16 protein-coding genes are annotated in these 15,259 nt (G+C 53.3%); 9 read left to right on the forward strand and 7 right to left on the reverse strand.

Going from position 1 to position 15,259, the window contains the following annotated elements; all coding sequences use genetic code 11:
* Nucleotides 1–17: 17 nt before the first annotated feature.
* The 6 genes from MKZ07_RS01890 (at nucleotide 18) to MKZ07_RS01915 (ending at nucleotide 5,502) form a co-directional block, all read left to right on the forward strand.
* Nucleotides 18–749 carry a glycerophosphodiester phosphodiesterase gene (locus tag MKZ07_RS01890; protein WP_036702380.1) on the forward strand — a complete coding sequence of 244 codons (732 nt, stop codon included), beginning with the start codon at nucleotides 18–20 and terminating at the stop codon, nucleotides 747–749.
* Between the two features lie 51 nt (nucleotides 750–800).
* Nucleotides 801–1,424, forward strand: a complete 624-nt coding sequence (locus tag MKZ07_RS01895; protein ID WP_036702237.1) for a fumarylacetoacetate hydrolase family protein — start codon at nucleotides 801–803, stop codon at nucleotides 1,422–1,424.
* Nucleotides 1,425–1,449: 25 nt separating this feature from the next.
* Nucleotides 1,450–2,262 (forward strand): DUF92 domain-containing protein, encoded by an 813-nt coding sequence (locus tag MKZ07_RS01900; protein WP_036702378.1) that lies wholly within the window; start codon nucleotides 1,450–1,452, stop codon nucleotides 2,260–2,262.
* A gap of 76 nt (nucleotides 2,263–2,338) precedes the next feature.
* Nucleotides 2,339–2,950 carry a TetR/AcrR family transcriptional regulator gene (locus tag MKZ07_RS01905; protein WP_036702235.1) on the forward strand — a complete coding sequence of 204 codons (612 nt, stop codon included), beginning with the start codon at nucleotides 2,339–2,341 and terminating at the stop codon, nucleotides 2,948–2,950.
* A 51-nt stretch (nucleotides 2,951–3,001) separates the two neighbouring features.
* On the forward strand, nucleotides 3,002–4,951 hold the full coding sequence (locus MKZ07_RS01910; RefSeq protein WP_036702233.1) for an ABC-F family ATP-binding cassette domain-containing protein: 1,950 nt from the start codon (nucleotides 3,002–3,004) through the stop codon (nucleotides 4,949–4,951).
* 56 nt (nucleotides 4,952–5,007) lie between these two features.
* The gene (locus MKZ07_RS01915) at nucleotides 5,008–5,502 is read left to right on the forward strand and encodes a tetratricopeptide repeat protein (protein WP_036702231.1); all 495 of its coding nucleotides are present in this window, start codon (nucleotides 5,008–5,010) and stop codon (nucleotides 5,500–5,502) included.
* Nucleotides 5,503–6,337: 835 nt separating this feature from the next.
* Here MKZ07_RS01915 and MKZ07_RS01920 read toward each other — a convergent pair.
* The 6 genes from MKZ07_RS01920 to MKZ07_RS01945 form a co-directional block, all read right to left on the reverse strand.
* Nucleotides 6,338–7,081: a hypothetical protein gene (locus MKZ07_RS01920; RefSeq protein ID WP_341024176.1), complete on the reverse strand. Its 744-nt coding sequence runs from the start codon at nucleotides 7,079–7,081 to the stop codon at nucleotides 6,338–6,340.
* A 43-nt stretch (nucleotides 7,082–7,124) separates the two neighbouring features.
* Entirely contained in the window at nucleotides 7,125–8,168 is a 1,044-nt protein-coding gene (locus MKZ07_RS01925; protein WP_341024179.1) for a M42 family metallopeptidase, read from the reverse strand.
* A 27-nt stretch (nucleotides 8,169–8,195) separates the two neighbouring features.
* On the reverse strand, nucleotides 8,196–8,519 hold the full coding sequence (locus MKZ07_RS01930; RefSeq protein ID WP_051494120.1) for a LapA family protein: 324 nt from the start codon (nucleotides 8,517–8,519) through the stop codon (nucleotides 8,196–8,198).
* Between the two features lie 84 nt (nucleotides 8,520–8,603).
* Nucleotides 8,604–10,394 carry an oligoendopeptidase F gene (gene pepF / locus MKZ07_RS01935; RefSeq protein ID WP_036702374.1) on the reverse strand — a complete coding sequence of 597 codons (1,791 nt, stop codon included), beginning with the start codon at nucleotides 10,392–10,394 and terminating at the stop codon, nucleotides 8,604–8,606.
* Nucleotides 10,395–10,603: 209 nt separating this feature from the next.
* Nucleotides 10,604–10,774, reverse strand: a complete 171-nt coding sequence (locus tag MKZ07_RS01940) for a hypothetical protein (RefSeq protein WP_341024181.1) — start codon at nucleotides 10,772–10,774, stop codon at nucleotides 10,604–10,606.
* A gap of 6 nt (nucleotides 10,775–10,780) precedes the next feature.
* Entirely contained in the window at nucleotides 10,781–11,014 is a 234-nt protein-coding gene (locus tag MKZ07_RS01945) for a hypothetical protein (protein ID WP_036702226.1), read from the reverse strand.
* A gap of 172 nt (nucleotides 11,015–11,186) precedes the next feature.
* Here MKZ07_RS01945 and MKZ07_RS01950 point away from each other — a divergent pair, with 172 nt between their 5' ends.
* Complete coding sequence (locus MKZ07_RS01950) at nucleotides 11,187–11,384, forward strand: cold shock domain-containing protein (protein ID WP_036702223.1); 198 nt, start codon at nucleotides 11,187–11,189, stop codon at nucleotides 11,382–11,384.
* A gap of 301 nt (nucleotides 11,385–11,685) precedes the next feature.
* Here MKZ07_RS01950 and MKZ07_RS01955 read toward each other — a convergent pair whose 3' ends face one another.
* Complete coding sequence (locus MKZ07_RS01955) at nucleotides 11,686–12,930, reverse strand: MFS transporter (RefSeq protein ID WP_051494119.1); 1,245 nt, start codon at nucleotides 12,928–12,930, stop codon at nucleotides 11,686–11,688.
* A 193-nt stretch (nucleotides 12,931–13,123) separates the two neighbouring features.
* Here MKZ07_RS01955 and MKZ07_RS01960 point away from each other — a divergent pair, with 193 nt between their 5' ends.
* Both MKZ07_RS01960 and pfkA read left to right on the forward strand, forming a co-directional pair.
* The gene (locus MKZ07_RS01960; protein WP_036702370.1) at nucleotides 13,124–14,206 is read left to right on the forward strand and encodes a tetraprenyl-beta-curcumene synthase family protein; all 1,083 of its coding nucleotides are present in this window, start codon (nucleotides 13,124–13,126) and stop codon (nucleotides 14,204–14,206) included.
* Between the two features lie 64 nt (nucleotides 14,207–14,270).
* A complete protein-coding gene (gene pfkA / locus MKZ07_RS01965) occupies nucleotides 14,271–15,242 on the forward strand; it encodes a 6-phosphofructokinase (protein WP_036702222.1) in 972 nt (323 codons plus the stop codon).
* Nucleotides 15,243–15,259: the final 17 nt, after the last annotated feature.

Here is a 15,259-nt window from a genome sequence, read left to right on the forward strand (position 1 = left end):
CGGAGGTGCTTATAATGATGAAGAATATGTGTGTAGCCCACCGCGGTTTTTCCGGTAAAGCGCCTGAGAATACACTGGCTGCCGTACGGATGGCGATTGCGTTGCCTTATGTACGCTGGATAGAGATTGATGTGCAGCTGACGAAGGACGGGGTGCCTGTAGTCATCCATGATTATTCCCTGGACCGCACGACCAACGGACACGGCAAGGTGAAGAATATGGAGTATGAACACATGCGGCGGCTGGATGCGGGGGGCTGGAGGGGGCGTGCTTTTCGCGGAGAGCGGGTGCCTTCACTGGAAGAGGTGCTTGCTCTGGCGTCAGGCCGGCTGCGGCTGAATATTGAACTGAAGACGGTGGGGGAGATGTATCCCGGTCTTGCACAGGCGGTCATTGATCTGGTGAATGCCAGAGGAATGCGCGAGGAAGTGGTGCTGACCTCGTTCGATGCCAGTGTATTGCGGCGGATCAAGGAATTGGACGCGAGGTTTCATACGGGGCTTATCTATGACTCCAGATCCGGTGATCCTGGGGGTAAGCTAGATGAGCTGGGCTGTTCCTTCTTATCTATAAGCTTCGACCGGCTTAGCCCGGTTCTGGCCAAATCCCTGATTGAACGCGGGGTGCAGGTGATGGCCTGGACCTTGAACAAGGGCAAGGAAATGCGCCGTCTGTCGGAGATTCATTCCGATATTATGATCTGTACCAACCGTCCGGATATTTGGGGCGAACTCTTTTTGAAGGCTTGATCAGGCAGCTGTAAGCACACCAATTCATAGAGGAAGAGAGCTGAAGGAACAATGAGCAGTGCGATCAATAATGTATACTGTGTAGGACGTAACTATCAATTACATGCGGAGGAGCTGGGCAACAAGGTGCCTGCTGAGCCGCTGATCTTCCTGAAGCCGTCTCATGCTGCTGTGGCCCTGGATAAAGCGATCATCCATCTGCCCAAGGACGCCGGACTGATTCATTATGAGGGTGAGCTGGTGCTGCGAATTGCACGTGATTACGTGCCGGGGATGAGTGTGCAGGAGCTGGTGGATGTGATGGCGCTGGGCCTCGATTTCACGCTCCGTGATGTGCATAATGATCTGCAGCGCAAGGGTCTGCCGTGGACTGCTGCCAAGGGCTTCAAGAACGCGGCTCCGCTGACCCCTTACATGGCATTGCCCGAGGAAGAGGAACTGGAGGCCACTGACTTCACCGTCCGCAAGAACGGAATTGAGGTTCAGCGCGGGAACGTGAAGAACATGATTTTTTCCCTGCAAAAAATCGTTGACTTCATCGCCGCCCGCTACGGTCTGGGCAAAGATGATATTATCTTCACCGGAACCCCCGCCGGGGTAGGTCCGGTAGTGGCGGGCGATTCGTTCGAGCTGTTCTGGGGCGAGCGCCTCATGGGCACCTGCCTGATCGGTTAAGGCGATGTTCTCAGGACTTGAACTACTGCAATGGCTGATCGGGGCCTGCGGTGCGCTGCTGGTTGCCGGGGCCGCCTACTGGAAGCAGTCGCTTAGCTTCTCAGGGATGGTGGCGGCAGTGGTGATGGGGACGATCTATTTCGGTGCAGGGAATCTGTTCTGGTTCGGTATCCTGCTCGTGTTCTTCATCTCCTCCACGCTGCTGTCGAAGCTGCATCATGAGAATAAGGCAGAGCTGGAGGCCACGTATGATAAAACCGGACGCCGCGACGCGGGCCAGGTCTTCGCCAACGGCGGACTCGGAATGCTGGCCGTTCTACTGAACGCGATCTATCCGCTGGAGCTCTGGAGCTTCCTATTCATCGGGGTGATGGCTACCGTGACCTCGGATACATGGGCGACAGAGATCGGCACGCTGGCCCGGAAGCCTCCCCGGTCGGTGCTGACCGGTAAGGTGCTCCAGGCAGGCACCTCCGGCGGCGTATCCCTGCCCGGGACGCTGGCTGCAGCGGCGGGAGGGGCGCTCATCGGCGCAGCCTCCTGGGTGCTGCGGGCGGCCTCCGGCATGACGCCCCATGCCTTCTGGCTGCTGGTGCTGGCCGGACTCCTGGGCGGGCTTGCGGGAGCTTTTGCCGACTCGCTCTTGGGTGCTACTGTGCAACGGATGAACCGCTGCACGGTCTGCGGCCGCGAGGTCGAAGCCTCTAAGCACTGCGGGAAGCCTACGGTATACGCCCGGGGCTGGCGCTGGATGGACAATGATACTGTAAATGCTGTAAGTTCTATAATAGGCGGTGGTGTAGCGCTGCTGGTCAGTTATATAAGTTACATAGGATAAGGACGGACCTGAGGGTTAAGCCTGCCGTTGCGTTATCCGGTAACATGCTGGATTTTATGGGTTGGGAGGTGAACCGTTGAGCAGTGCATCCGTAGACAAACATGCAGCTATTCTGGATGCCGCTTATGAGCTTTTCGGTTCAGGCGGCTTTTATGAGACGAAGATGTCGGAAGTGGCCGAACGTGCTGGCATTGCCAAGGGTACGGTTTATTTATATTTTAAAAGCAAAGAGGAGCTCTTCATGGCGGTTACCCGCCGCGATTGCGATGGCTTCCTTGAGCAGCTTGAGGGCAAGCTGAGGACCCGCTCCACATTGACAGACAAGCTCTCCGTTATTGCGGAGCATCATCTGTTCTATTACTATGAGCGCAAGCAGCATACGAAGCTGTTCTTCCGTGCGCCTAACAATAACCCTGAGCTGGTGGCTTATATGGCACAGTTCATGGAAGCCTATATGCAGGCTGTGGTGAAAGTGCTGCTGGAAGGCGGGGCTACCGAGCCCGAGCTGATGGCGCAGTCGTATATCGGGATTCTGGACCGTCTGAAGATGGACATCCTGTTCGACCCTGAGTTTGCCGAGGCAGATGCGGATAAGCGGGCAAAGTTTGCGGCGAGGCTCTTTATCACCGGGGCACTGGGCAGCTTGGATTCGGCGCTGGGGGACTTCCCTGCTGAAGCTGAATCCTAAGGGAATACAGCCAATTCCGGTTTCAAAATATAAGGCAAGCGAGGACAACTGATGAATATTATGACGGTGGAACACCTCTCCAAGAGCTACGGGGAGAAAACCCTGTTCCGTGATGCCTCCTTTGGCATGGACGACAGGGATAAGATAGGCGTAATTGGCGTCAACGGCACGGGAAAATCAACCTTTCTGAAGATTATCGCCGGGCTCGATACAGCAGATGCAGGGCAGATAAGTATCGGCAATGATGTGCGGGTGCAGTTCCTGGCACAGAATCCGCCATATGAGCCTGGAAATACGGTCTTGCAGCAGGTATTTGCCGGAGAAGACCCGGAGCTTGCGACGATGCGGGAATATATGGAGGTTATGTCTCTTCTGGAGCAGAATCCGGGAGATTCAGGGCTGGAGAGCAGGCTTGTCCGGATTGGGCAGGCCATCGACGCCGCCGGCACTTGGCAGCTGGAGAGTGAGGCTAAGACGGTCCTTACGAAGCTGGGCATTACCCAATTCGATGCCCGGATGGAGAGCCTGTCCGGCGGACAGCGCAAGCGTGTCGCGCTGGCTGCGGCGCTGATTACGCCGTCGGAGCTGCTGATTCTAGATGAGCCTACCAACCATATTGACACGGATTCCGTAGCCTGGCTGGAGCAGTATCTGCAGAAGCGGCGCGGGGCGCTGCTGATGGTAACGCATGACCGTTATTTCCTGGAACGGGTAGCCAGTGTAATGCTGGAGCTGGACGGCGGGAATCTGTACCGGTATGAAGCGAACTATTCGCGGTTCCTGGAGCTGAAGGCAGACCGTGAGGAACGGGAGGCTTCGGCCGAGCAGAAGCGCAAGAATCTGCTGCGCACCGAGCTGGCCTGGATTCGCCGCGGGGCTAAGGCCCGCTCCACGAAGCAGAAGGCGCGGATCGACCGCTTCGAGAAGCTCAAGGAGAGCACGGGAGGCGCATCGGCGTCAGCTATGGATATCTCCGTAGCCTCTACAAGACTTGGCCGCAAAATCATTGAGATTCAGGATCTCACCAAATCGCTGGACGGCCGGACCTTAATTAAGGATCTGAATTATATTGCTGTGCCGCAGGACCGCGTGGGGATTGTCGGCAAGAACGGCAGCGGCAAGTCTACGCTGCTTAACCTGATTGCCGGTAAGCTTACACCAGACAGCGGCGAGGTACAGCTTGGGACGACCGTGAAGCTGGGCTATTTCACCCAGGAGCATCAGGACATGGATCTCAGCCTGCGGGCGATCGAGTATGTGAAGGAAGAAGCCGAGATCATCAAGACCGCAGACGGTAGTGTCATCACCGCCGGGCAAATGCTAGAGCGCTTCCTGTTTCCGCCCGCGATGCAGTGGACGCCAATCTCTAAGCTATCCGGCGGCGAGAAAAGACGGCTCTACCTGCTGCGTGTCCTTATGGGAGCCCCGAACGTGCTGCTGCTCGATGAGCCGACGAATGATCTGGATATCGGCACACTTGCTGTGCTGGAGGATTACCTTGATGAATTCCCTGGTGTAGTCTTCACCGTATCGCATGACCGCTACTTCCTGGACCGTACTGTGGATAAGCTGATTGCCTTTGAGGATGGGGGAATCCGCCTGCATGTCGGCGACTATAGCGAATATGAAGAGTGGCTGGCGAAGAACGTCCCTTCCGGCAGCTGGAACTCCGGCAAGGCAGAAGGCGGCTCCGGCCGCAGCGCCAGCGGGGCTGGTGCCGCTGCTGAGCAGGGCGGGAATGCACAGGCCGGGTCAGCGCCGCGCGAGAAGCTGAAATTCACCTTCAAGGAGCAGCGCGAGTACGAGGGCATCGACGAGGCCATTGAACAGGCGGAGCAGCATCTGACAGACCTCTCGGCACAGATGGAAGCGGCCTTTGCCGACTCCGGCAGACTCCAAGAGCTGGTGGAGAAGCAGCGGCAGGCCGAGGCAGAGCTGGAGCGCCTGATGGAGCGCTGGACGTATCTGAATGAATTGGCGGAGAAGATCGCGGGTAAGTAGGTTAGAGTAGGTAAGAGTAGGTAAGTAGTAACGCTCAGAGAGGAGCCAGTGACCCAATGACTGCGACTCATTCGATAGATGCTGCCGTGCAACTCCGGTCCTCTGGCCGGGCAGAAGAAGCAAGGACCATGCTGCTAGAGCTGCTGTCAGCAGACGGGAGCAATGCCGAGCTGCATTATCAGCTGGCGTGGACGCATGATGTGCTGGGCTTGGAACGCGAGGCGGTATCCTATTACGAGCAGAGTCTTGCCCTGGGGCTTCCAGATGCGGAGCAGAAGGCAGGCGCGATGCTGGGCCTGGGCAGCACGTACCGGACGCTGGGGCAGTATACAGAGTCCCGTACGCTGCTGGAGCAGGGTGCGCTTGAATTCCCGCAGCGTGCGGAATTCAATGCTTTTCTAGCCATGACGCTGCATAATCTCGGTGCACACACCGAAGCCATGGAACTGCTGCTTACCCTGCTTGCGGATACATCCAATGATCCCGGTATCCAGGATTACCGCAAGGCTATTAAGTATTATGCGGACAAGCTGGAGCAGGTATGGCCTTAACCGGAGAATAGGGGAAGGTGAGCCGGAGCCGGCCCAGAATGAGATGCAGAGTCAGATGGGGAAGCGGAAATCCTGCCCAAAATGCAACATCTCAATCGTCAACAAAGCGCTAATCCGCTATTGTTGTACAAAAAGCAGCATCACCCGATTCTAGAGCGGATTAAAAGGATAATTGTTGTATTTCATGCAGGAATCCATGCTAATGTCCAAGAATTCATGCGACTGGGTTGCAATAGTTGCAACATTTCGGTCTGGTAGGACCAAATATACTCAACCCAAAAGGCAGCACCAGCTATCTAAATGAGCTGGTGCTGCCTTTTGGGTACTGTGAGTGTATATCTTAGTAGACAATCAGATTAAAATAAGTGATTTCATTCCATAAATGCGGTAAGGGGTGAAGCTGCGTTCTTAGCGAAAAAACAGGGATAAGTGTATTCTGTGCAACTAAAAACAGTGAAACGGGTGGACTTCCTCGTCTAATTGTAGTCTGTACAACTAAATTTGTCCGGATTGGTGAAAATCCAGAACTAGAGGTATTTTAATTGCACCAAATACAGCTAAACAGAGATTCGGCGGCACCTCCGGCGATTTAGTTGTACAAATTACAATTTAGCCTACCTCTTGCACCTTAATCGGGGCGAGGTAAACCCTCAGCAAGCCATTAGTTAAAGTAATTCTCACATGTTTAAATCTGATTAGCTACTAGTCCCCCTAGTTCTTTACGCCGCCTTGATTGAGAAAATTCGGCTGTGAAGCGAATAGGTGAGTGGCTGTCCCCGTCCAACTTTAGCGACTCACTCCAGCGGCTACTGCTGTAGAGCGTGACCTGCCATGGCTATTTGCCGCCTGCCACCGCAATCATCTGTACGACCGGCCGTGAATCGCCGGTCAGTACCGCCTCGTCTGCGTTCATCTGCGATGAGCCGTCTCCGTCGAGGAAGATTCCTTCACGTCCCTCGCCCGGGACGGTCTCCTGCACGGCGGCGCGGAATTCCGCCGCCGTGCAGAGCGAATTCGTGACGAGCAGCCAGAGCTTCCCGGACTGGTCATAGACCAGCCCGGAGCGCAGGCGCCGCTCACCCTCATAAGGCAAATGCTCTGCGGTCGCAGCCGCCTCCCACAGCTCTTCCTGCTGCAGGTTCATGCTGATCCCGCCCTGCGCCCAGTAATGCCCGCAATCGCTTACCGCCAGGTCATCGCCAGAGGCGGCGACCTGTACGCTGAGGGCTCCCGCAGCACCGTCCCAGACCAGCGTTCCACGCGCATACTTCGCGTTGAACCAGCCAGAACCGTAGCTGCGGGCTTCATCGTTCACGGGCTGGTCGTTCATGATGGCGATGGACAACAGGTCATCGCCGTAAAAGAAGCCGCCATTGATCCCATAGGCGGCAATCTGACGCAGCGGTAAGCCAGCGCGCCGTAGCACCACATCCTCCGGGTTCAGCGATAGCATATGCAGTTGAACCCCGCCCGGACCTGCAGCTTCCCGATAGGTGTAGTTATGCGGAAGGCCCGAGAAGACCTCGCGCTGACTTGTACCTGTAAGCGGGAACACAGCAAAGAGGAGCGCGCTTAGCATCAGCAGCGCTCCTATAGCCAGAATCCTTAACTGCGCCGCCCTATCAGTTCGCCCCAACATAAGCCGCCAGCAGCTTCGCCGTATTCAGCACAGCTTGCTTGTGGGTACGTTCCATGGAGTGGGAGGCGTGTACGCCCGGTCCAATCAGTGCGGCCCGGATGTTATTTCCGCCACGCAGCGCAGCAGAGGCATCGGAGCCGTATTGCGGATAGATATCGACCGCGAAGGGTATAGCCAGACCGTTCGCCAGCTCGATCATGCGGCTGGTCATGGCATAGTCATAAGGGCCGGAGGAGTCCTTGGCACAGATGGAGACATCGGTCTCCTTACAGCTTAGGTCATCGCCCATCGCGCCCATGTCCACAGCGATCATCTCATTGATCTCACCCGGAATCCAGGCAGCACCATGACCAACCTCTTCATAGTTGGAGATGAGCAGGGACAGGTTATGAAGCGGCTTCCAGCCTTCGCGCCGGATGCTCTCCAGCAGCCCGAATAAGGCAGCTACGCTGGCTTTGTCGTCCAAATGACGGGATTTGATATATCCGCTGGGGGTAAGCACCGCCCTTGCATCGAACGAAATAAAATCACCGACCGAAATCCCCAGCTTCAGCACATCATCCTTGGTGGAGACCAGCTCATCAATCCGGATCTCCATGTTCTCTTCCGCACGCTTGAAATCACGGGCATCAGCATATACATGCACAGATGGATGACTGGTCAGGATTGTACCGGTATAAGTTAAGCCGCTGCGGGTATGGATGATGCAATATTCATTCTCAATGCTGTTCATACTGAATCCGCCTACAGAGGTTAAACGGAGGGTACCATTAGACTTAATGGAGCGGACCATGGCACCGAGCGTATCCACATGGGCGCTGATGCCGATCGTACGCGAAGGATCGAGTCCGGGTACGCCCAGCATCGCGCCGCCTTTTTCATTCCAAGTAAGCGGAATACCCAGCGCGGCCGCTTCTTCGGCCACCAGAGCCATCACCTGGGTGGTGAAGCCGCTGGGGCTTGGGGTGTCGAGCAGTTTTTTGAGCAGATTCAGGATATATTCTTCATTGGGCTGGATGTTAAGCAAGGATAGTTCCTCCTATTCGTCTATGAATTACAGCTGGGATGATCCTTCTGGAGTAAAAGGGGCACTCTCAGCAGGGATAGGCTCCATATTAATACTTCCCGCGTCACGCAGCTTGGCAAGCTCGGCATTCAGGCTCTTGATCTGCTTCTGCAGCTTATACTGGCGGAAAATCCCGTACGAACCCACCACCACACCGCCAATCAGCGCACAGCCAAGGATGACGAGAATTAGCGGGATGCTGACCACGTCAAAGCCGAAATTCACCGGAACCGTATCGACATTCATTACTGCGAATACAGCTGTCAGCAGTGCAAAAAATAAACCTAATATAAGTGACCATTGAAATTTCATATATCTTCCTCCTCAGGATCTATGACAATACAAATCCCCTGCCCGCAGAGGGCAAGGGATTACTGTAATACTAAGCTTTCTGCCTCATTTGGTCAACTGCTCCATCTGCTCAATCACGCTCTCAAATACGCTCATGGCTTCACGGATCGGTTCAGGAGACGACATATCCACCCCGGCTTTGCTCAGGATATTGATGGAATAATCGCTGCCGCCGCTCTTCAGGAAGCCGAGGTAACGGTCAACCGCCGGTTTGCCTTCATCCAGGATCTGTTTGGCGAAGCTCGTCGCTGCCGAGAAGCCGGTAGCATATTTATAGACATAGAAGCTGTTATAGAAATGCGGAATCCGTGCCCACTCCATCTCAATATCCTGATCGATCACCATATCCTTGCCGTAATACTTTACATTCAGATCGTAGTAGATGGAAGAGAGATCCTGCGGTGTGAGCGATTCGCCTTCTTCGGCGCGCTGGTGAATGATTTTCTCAAATTCAGCGAACATCGTCTGCCGGAATACCGTCGTGCGGAACTGGTCGGCATAATAGGTAAGCAGGTACATTTTTTCCTTCGGGTCTGTGGATTTGTTCAGCAGGTAATCCATCAGCAGCGCCTCATTGGTAGTAGAAGCAACCTCCGCCAGGAAAATAGTGTACTGCGCGTCCCGGTATTTCAGCGCCGTGTCCGAATAGTAGGAATGCAGGGCGTGACCCATCTCATGCGCCAGTGTGAACATGCTGTTCAGATTATCGTTATGGTTCAGCAGCACGAAAGGATGGGTGCCGTAAGCCCCCCAGCTGTATGCGCCGGAGCGTTTGTTCTCGTTCTCGTAGACATCGATCCAGCCTTTGTCATAGCCTTCCTGCAGAACACTCAGGTAGTCCTCGCCAAGCGGCTTCAGGCCTTCCTTGGTAATCTTCTTAGCCTCGTCAAAAGTAATATCCAGCTTATATTCGTCCACGAGCGGAGCGAACAAGTCATACATATGTAGCTCATCTACCCCGAGCAGCTTCTGGCGCAGCTTCATATAACGGTGCATCAGCGGCAGACTCTCGTGAATCGTATCGATCAGATTCGTGTAGACTTCCTTCGGAATATTGTCGCCGTAGAGCGACATCTCCAGCACGGAAGGGTATTTGCGCGCACGGGAGTAAAAGACATTCTTATTCACATTTGCGCTCAGCGTGGCGGCAATAGTGTTCTTTTGCTTGCCGTAAGTTTCATAGACCGCTTTGAATGCGTTTTTGCGTACCTCACGGTCTGGGCTTTCGAGAAATTGAATATAGCTTCCGTGGGTTAGCTCGACTTCCTTGCCTTCTTTGTTCTTAACCTTCGGGAACTTCAGATCCGCATTATTCAGCATGCTGAATACAGTTTGCGGGGCTTGGGCGATCGTGCTAACCTGAGCCAGCAGGGCTTCTTCCGCTTTGGACAGGACATGGGCCTTCTCGCGCTTCATTTCAGTCAAGGTGAAGGTGTAGTCGGAGAGCGAAGGGTCGGCGATGAACTGGTTCAGCGTCGCGTCAGGCAGGGCCAGAATCTCAGGTGTGACAAAAGAAAGAGCTTCACCCGCTTCAACGCCAAGCTTCTTGGCCTTAGAGGAGAGAGCCTGGTACTTCGGAGCTGCTGTATCCTCATCCTGGCGCATATGTGCATAGACATAGAGGCGTTCAGTCAGCAAGGACAGCTTATCGTCCAGCTCGAAGCATTTCTTCAAGGCATCGGGAGAATCCAGCTTCCCTTGGAAGGCGGCAGCGCTTGTGATCAGTGCCTTCACTTCCTTATATTCGGCATCCCATTGCTCCTCTGAAGCAAACATATCTTCAAGCTTCCAGCGGTTCTCGGCGGGCACTTCACTTCTCTTAGGTAATTGTTCCATAGAAATCCTCCTCGGTAGTTGGGATGCGGCTGGGCTGCTCTCCGCCTGCGGGAGCGCTGACGACAGATTTCCTTGCAGCAGGCTGAGCGCAAGCAGGAGCGGGAGTGATTTGGCGGTAACGGACATGACGGCAGCCTCCTGATTCTCAAAGTCTGCTTAGTATGCCCTGCCAATTCATGTTTATTAAATAAGTGTGCTTACAGATGAAGTTATGTGAGCAGGCTATAAATAATGAAGACAAAAGCCAGCGCAATCATAATGACTGCGGTCAATGCCATCCCGCGCTTCATGCGCGGGGGCATTTTGTCCTTGCTCATAATCAGTACAGCACCCAGACACAGGACGACAATGACATAAGTGACAAGACTCTCATTATTCATGCCGGACTACACCTGTTTGAAGGCTGCGATGATATTCTTGTACTCTTCTTCATTATCCTTGTAAGACTCTTTGTTGAAGCGGTTGTTCACCCACTGCATCATAGCCGGACGGCTCATGAAGGTATGTGTTTCTTCCCCCCATTGGTCGGAGATTTCACGAAGGATAATATAACGTCCCTGAACCTCCACCGTCATCATGTTCCACTTGTCTGTTTTGTATATTTCATGTTTTTTGATCATTATCATTACCACCCTGGCGATTTTTGGCTTTTGGGTCAATGATAACGCACCGAAGAAGGGAAAAGCAAATTAAATCATGAAATCAGGGAAAAGATGGATTGCTTTACAAGTATAGAAAGAGTATAATGTAAGCATACGCCATATATGGCGGTATTTTTAGGAGGTTGTTCATTTGAAAGGTACAGTAAAATGGTTTAACGCAGAAAAAGGTTATGGTTTCCTTCAAGTTGAAGGCGGCGAAGATGTATTCGTTCATTTCTCTTCGATTCAAGGCGACGGATTCAAGACTTTGGATGAAGGCCAAGCGGTAGAATTCGATGTTACTGACGGTAACCGTGGCCCACAGGCAGCGAACGTAGTTAAATTATAAAATACGGCCAAGACAGAGCTTCTGTCAGCCGCAATATATATATTTGATCTAGCACGCACTGGCATGAGTAATATCAGGCAGCTTGAGCAGCACAGTTCCTTCGGGGGCTGTGTTTTTTTAGTTTAGAAAATTATAGTTTCCTGCTACTGAGGTGTGTGTAAATGGGCTGGTACAGCGGCACACGGCCCGAATGTATGTCAAAAACAGCATACATTGTGTTCGTGTGAAGGTAATCTTGTTCATCCGATCCGTTAGGGTGATTTTGTTCTTTTTTTAGAACCCTCCCCCCGCCCATAATCACTCAGAGCGGGGTCTTACTTTTGTTTCTTAGAGGACGGTCTGCGCCGCCCCCGAGGTCCAACAGATGCTTGGACAGGAAGCCGATGAAGGCCAGAATCGAGAAGCCGGTAGCGACCAGATAGAAGATATTCCGGCCGGCGTCCTGGTAGATCAGCCCGCCGAAGGTACCGCTAAGCAGACCTGCGCCGCTGGACCATACAACGGTGAAGAGTGCCATTCCGGTTGCCCGCAGATGATCAGGGATGATCCGTGTGATGTAGCGGACGGCGGTTACATAATAGATGCCGAACGAAATACTGTGCATGGCCTGAATGGCAACCACGGTACCCGGCTCCTGGGCCAGCGACATGAACAGAAAGCGCAGCGTGAACATCAGGCTGGCAAAGGCGAGCAGCGGCAGCTCCTTGAACTTGTCGCCATATCTGCTGAGGAGGAAGAAGATGGGGATCTCACTGAGCGCGGAAGCCAGCAGCGCCCAGCCCACGATCTCATCTCCTGCATTCATGCCCTTGAGGCTGATCGTCAGGAAGGCCTCGTTCATCCGGTAGCCGATGGCAAGCAGGAAGACAGAGCCGAAGAACCACAGCACTTCCTTTTGCAGCAGAATCTCCCGGAGTCCGGAGCCCTTCAGCGGTTTGTCCATAGACTCCTTGTCTACAGAGAGTGGTGCCGCTTCGGTTCGCTTCACATCCTTCAGCCCAATCGTAATCAGAAGCGCAGTTACGACAATCACAATACAAATCGCTACGCTGTACTGAGGTCCCAGTGTTCTGAGTACATAGCCGATTGTAAGGGCGAAGAAGGAGTATCCGAGCGAACCGAATACACGGATGGTGATGAAATTCCGTCCGTGGCGCTGGGCAATTTTGATAGCCATCGTATCTGCCAGTGGAAAAACAGGGTAATAGAAGAAATAGAAAAAGGACAAAATAAGCATGACACTAGAAAAATCGGTGGCTCTGGCCAGAATAATGGCGGTAATCAGCTGGCCTCCAAGCAGGAGGGCCATAATCTTACGGACGGTACCCAGCCGGTCGCTTATCATACTCCAAAACAGATTAGAGAGAATCGAGATTAGCGGGCCTACGGAGTAGAGCAGACCCATTTGCGGACTGCTGAAGCCCAGGTGGGCATAAAATAACGGGAAATAAGAAACAACCAGCACACTGGTGCCGTACAGCGTAAACATAAAGGATCGCAGCCAGTTTTGATCACTGTATTGGCCGCCGCTCCGCCTCGCATTCATGATTGTGCACTCCTTTGGAATATAGAAAAGTATAGTATAGCATAAAGCGGAGAGGCCGGGGGTTTCGTAAAATATCGATTTTCTGAATCTTTCAAGAGTTTGCGAAAGTGATTTTGTTGTTTGTACAAATCCGCTCTGCATATTATAATAATCATGATTTGGATAAGGAGACAACAATGTGGAGGCACTGTCATTGAATGAATTTGAGCAAGGCCGTAACCGTAGTCCGCGCGGTCCTATTGGACTCATGAAGAGGGTCTATAAGTACGTGCTGCCGGAAGTGCGATCATGTCTCGATTTCTGGCGCAAGGATGCAGAAGGAATTCCCGATCCCGAGCTCCGCAAGCAAGCGCTTGCCAGCATTGAAACGAAGCAGTTTCATTGCGAAGGCGGCGGAATCTATGCCGCCGGCAATTTGTCGATGAGACATATACTGATTCCGCTAATTGTTGCTTATCAGACGATCAGTGATTATTTGGACAACCTGTGTGACCGCAGTACTTCGCTGGACCCGGCTGATTTCCGGCTGCTGCATAAGTCCATGCTGGATGCTGTTACCCCCGGCGCAGAGCCTGTGAACTACTACGCGCTGCGGACGGAACAGAATGACGGAGGATACCTGCACAGACTGGTCCGCAAATGCCAGGAGATGACCTCCCGGCTACCCGGGTACGGCGCTGCTGCTGAAGAGGTCTATAATCTGGCTGTATTGTATACCGATCTTCAGGTATATAAGCACATTCACCCGGAGCTCCGGGAAGCTGCCCTCAAGGAATGGTGGGAGAAGGAGGGGCACCGGGCGCCTCATCTCCAGTGGAATGAATTCGCGGCCGCAACCGGTTCAACTCTGGGCGTATTTATGCTTTTTCTGGCGTCCTGTGATCCTAAGCTAAGTACAGTGGCATCATCATCCATTCGTGCTGCTTATTTTCCGCATGTGTGCGGTCTGCATATCATGCTGGATTATCTGATTGACCAGGATGAAGACCGGGCCGGCGGTGATCTCAATTTCTGCAATTATTATGAGAATACGGATATGATGCTGAACCGGATCGCTTCCATTGTGGAGTGGGCCCGCAAGGATGTCCGGAGTCTTCCCGAGAACTCCATGCACCGTATGATCATCGAAGGACTGCTGGCACTGTATTTATCCGATCCCAAGGTTAGTGAGCAGCGGGAGGTCCGCTCGGTATCTCGGAGGCTGATGAAGAATAGTCCGCTGACCAGACTCTTCTTCTTCGTCAACAGCCGCTGGATACGCAAACACATGTATTAGATGCTGCTGGGTCTTCTTCGGGTAAGGGGAGAAACCGGCACAAATTTAAGGAGGAACTAACAGAATGTCAAACGTAAAAAAAATCGCAGTATTAACCAGCGGTGGAGACTCCCAGGGGATGAACGCCGCAGTGCGTGCGGTTGTCCGCAGCGCGATCTACTTTGGAATTGAGGTATTCGGCATTCAGCGCGGGTATCAGGGCCTCTTGAACCGTGACATTTTCCCGATGGATCTGCGCAGTGTCGGAGATATCATCCAGCGCGGAGGTACCGTTCTGCAGTCTGCACGTTGTCTGGAATTCATGAAGCCGGAAGGCCAGCAGAAGGGTGCTGACATTCTGAATGAGCTCGGCATCGACGGTCTGGTTGTTATCGGCGGAGACGGCTCTTATCATGGCGCCAACAAGCTCAGCAAGCTGGGAATCAAGACGATGGCTCTTCCGGGAACCATTGATAATGATATCTCTTTCACGGATTACACGATTGGATTCGATACGGCCGTAGGCGTGGTCGTGGATGCGATCAATAAACTGCGCGACACCATGTCTTCCCATGAACGTTCATCCATCGTGGAGGTTATGGGCCGTCACTGCGGGGACATCGCCCTGCATGCGGGTCTTGCTTCCGGGGCGGAGACGATTCTGGTGCCGGAAATGCCTTATGATCTGAATGAGGTAGCAGACCGGATGAAGGATAATTTCGCACGCGGCAAACGTCACAGTATTGTCATTGTGGCTGAAGGCGTCGGCAAGGGTGAGGATGTTGCTCAGGCGCTCAAAGACCGCCATGCTTCCCTGGATGCCCGTGTTACGGTTCTGGGACATATTCAGCGCGGGGGTACTCCAACTCCGGGAGACCGTAACCTTGCCAGCCGTCTGGCTGATTTCGCGGTCCGCAAGCTGATTGAAGGCGAATCAGACAAGGCATGCGGGATTATTAAAGGGGAACTGGTTCTTACTGATATCGACAAGGTAGTGAACACGAAGAAAGATTTCAATATCGAGCTGTATGAATTGGCTTCCCGTCTATCCCAGTAACAACTCCAAGAATTCAT

Source organism: Paenibacillus sp. FSL P4-0338, assembly GCF_038002365.1.
GTDB lineage: Bacteria > Bacillota > Bacilli > Paenibacillales > Paenibacillaceae > Paenibacillus_AQ.

What these genes read in the sequence shown, in the direction of transcription:
- MKZ07_RS01890 (WP_036702380.1), top strand. Translation starts at nt 18, where the DNA reads ATGAAGAATATGTGTGTAGCCCACCGCGGTTTTTCCGGTAAAGCGCCT.
- MKZ07_RS01895 (WP_036702237.1), top strand. Translation starts at nt 801, where the DNA reads ATGAGCAGTGCGATCAATAATGTATACTGTGTAGGACGTAACTATCAA.
- MKZ07_RS01910 (WP_036702233.1), top strand. Translation starts at nt 3,002, where the DNA reads ATGAATATTATGACGGTGGAACACCTCTCCAAGAGCTACGGGGAGAAA.
- MKZ07_RS01915 (WP_036702231.1), top strand. Translation starts at nt 5,008, where the DNA reads ATGACTGCGACTCATTCGATAGATGCTGCCGTGCAACTCCGGTCCTCT.
- MKZ07_RS01920 (WP_341024176.1), bottom strand. Translation starts at nt 7,081, where the DNA reads ATGCTAAGCGCGCTCCTCTTTGCTGTGTTCCCGCTTACAGGTACAAGT.
- MKZ07_RS01930 (WP_051494120.1), bottom strand. Translation starts at nt 8,519, where the DNA reads ATGAAATTTCAATGGTCACTTATATTAGGTTTATTTTTTGCACTGCTG.
- pepF (WP_036702374.1), bottom strand. Translation starts at nt 10,394, where the DNA reads ATGGAACAATTACCTAAGAGAAGTGAAGTGCCCGCCGAGAACCGCTGG.
- MKZ07_RS01940 (WP_341024181.1), bottom strand. Translation starts at nt 10,774, where the DNA reads ATGAATAATGAGAGTCTTGTCACTTATGTCATTGTCGTCCTGTGTCTG.
- MKZ07_RS01945 (WP_036702226.1), bottom strand. Translation starts at nt 11,014, where the DNA reads ATGATCAAAAAACATGAAATATACAAAACAGACAAGTGGAACATGATG.
- MKZ07_RS01955 (WP_051494119.1), bottom strand. Translation starts at nt 12,930, where the DNA reads ATGAATGCGAGGCGGAGCGGCGGCCAATACAGTGATCAAAACTGGCTG.
- pfkA (WP_036702222.1), top strand. Translation starts at nt 14,271, where the DNA reads ATGTCAAACGTAAAAAAAATCGCAGTATTAACCAGCGGTGGAGACTCC.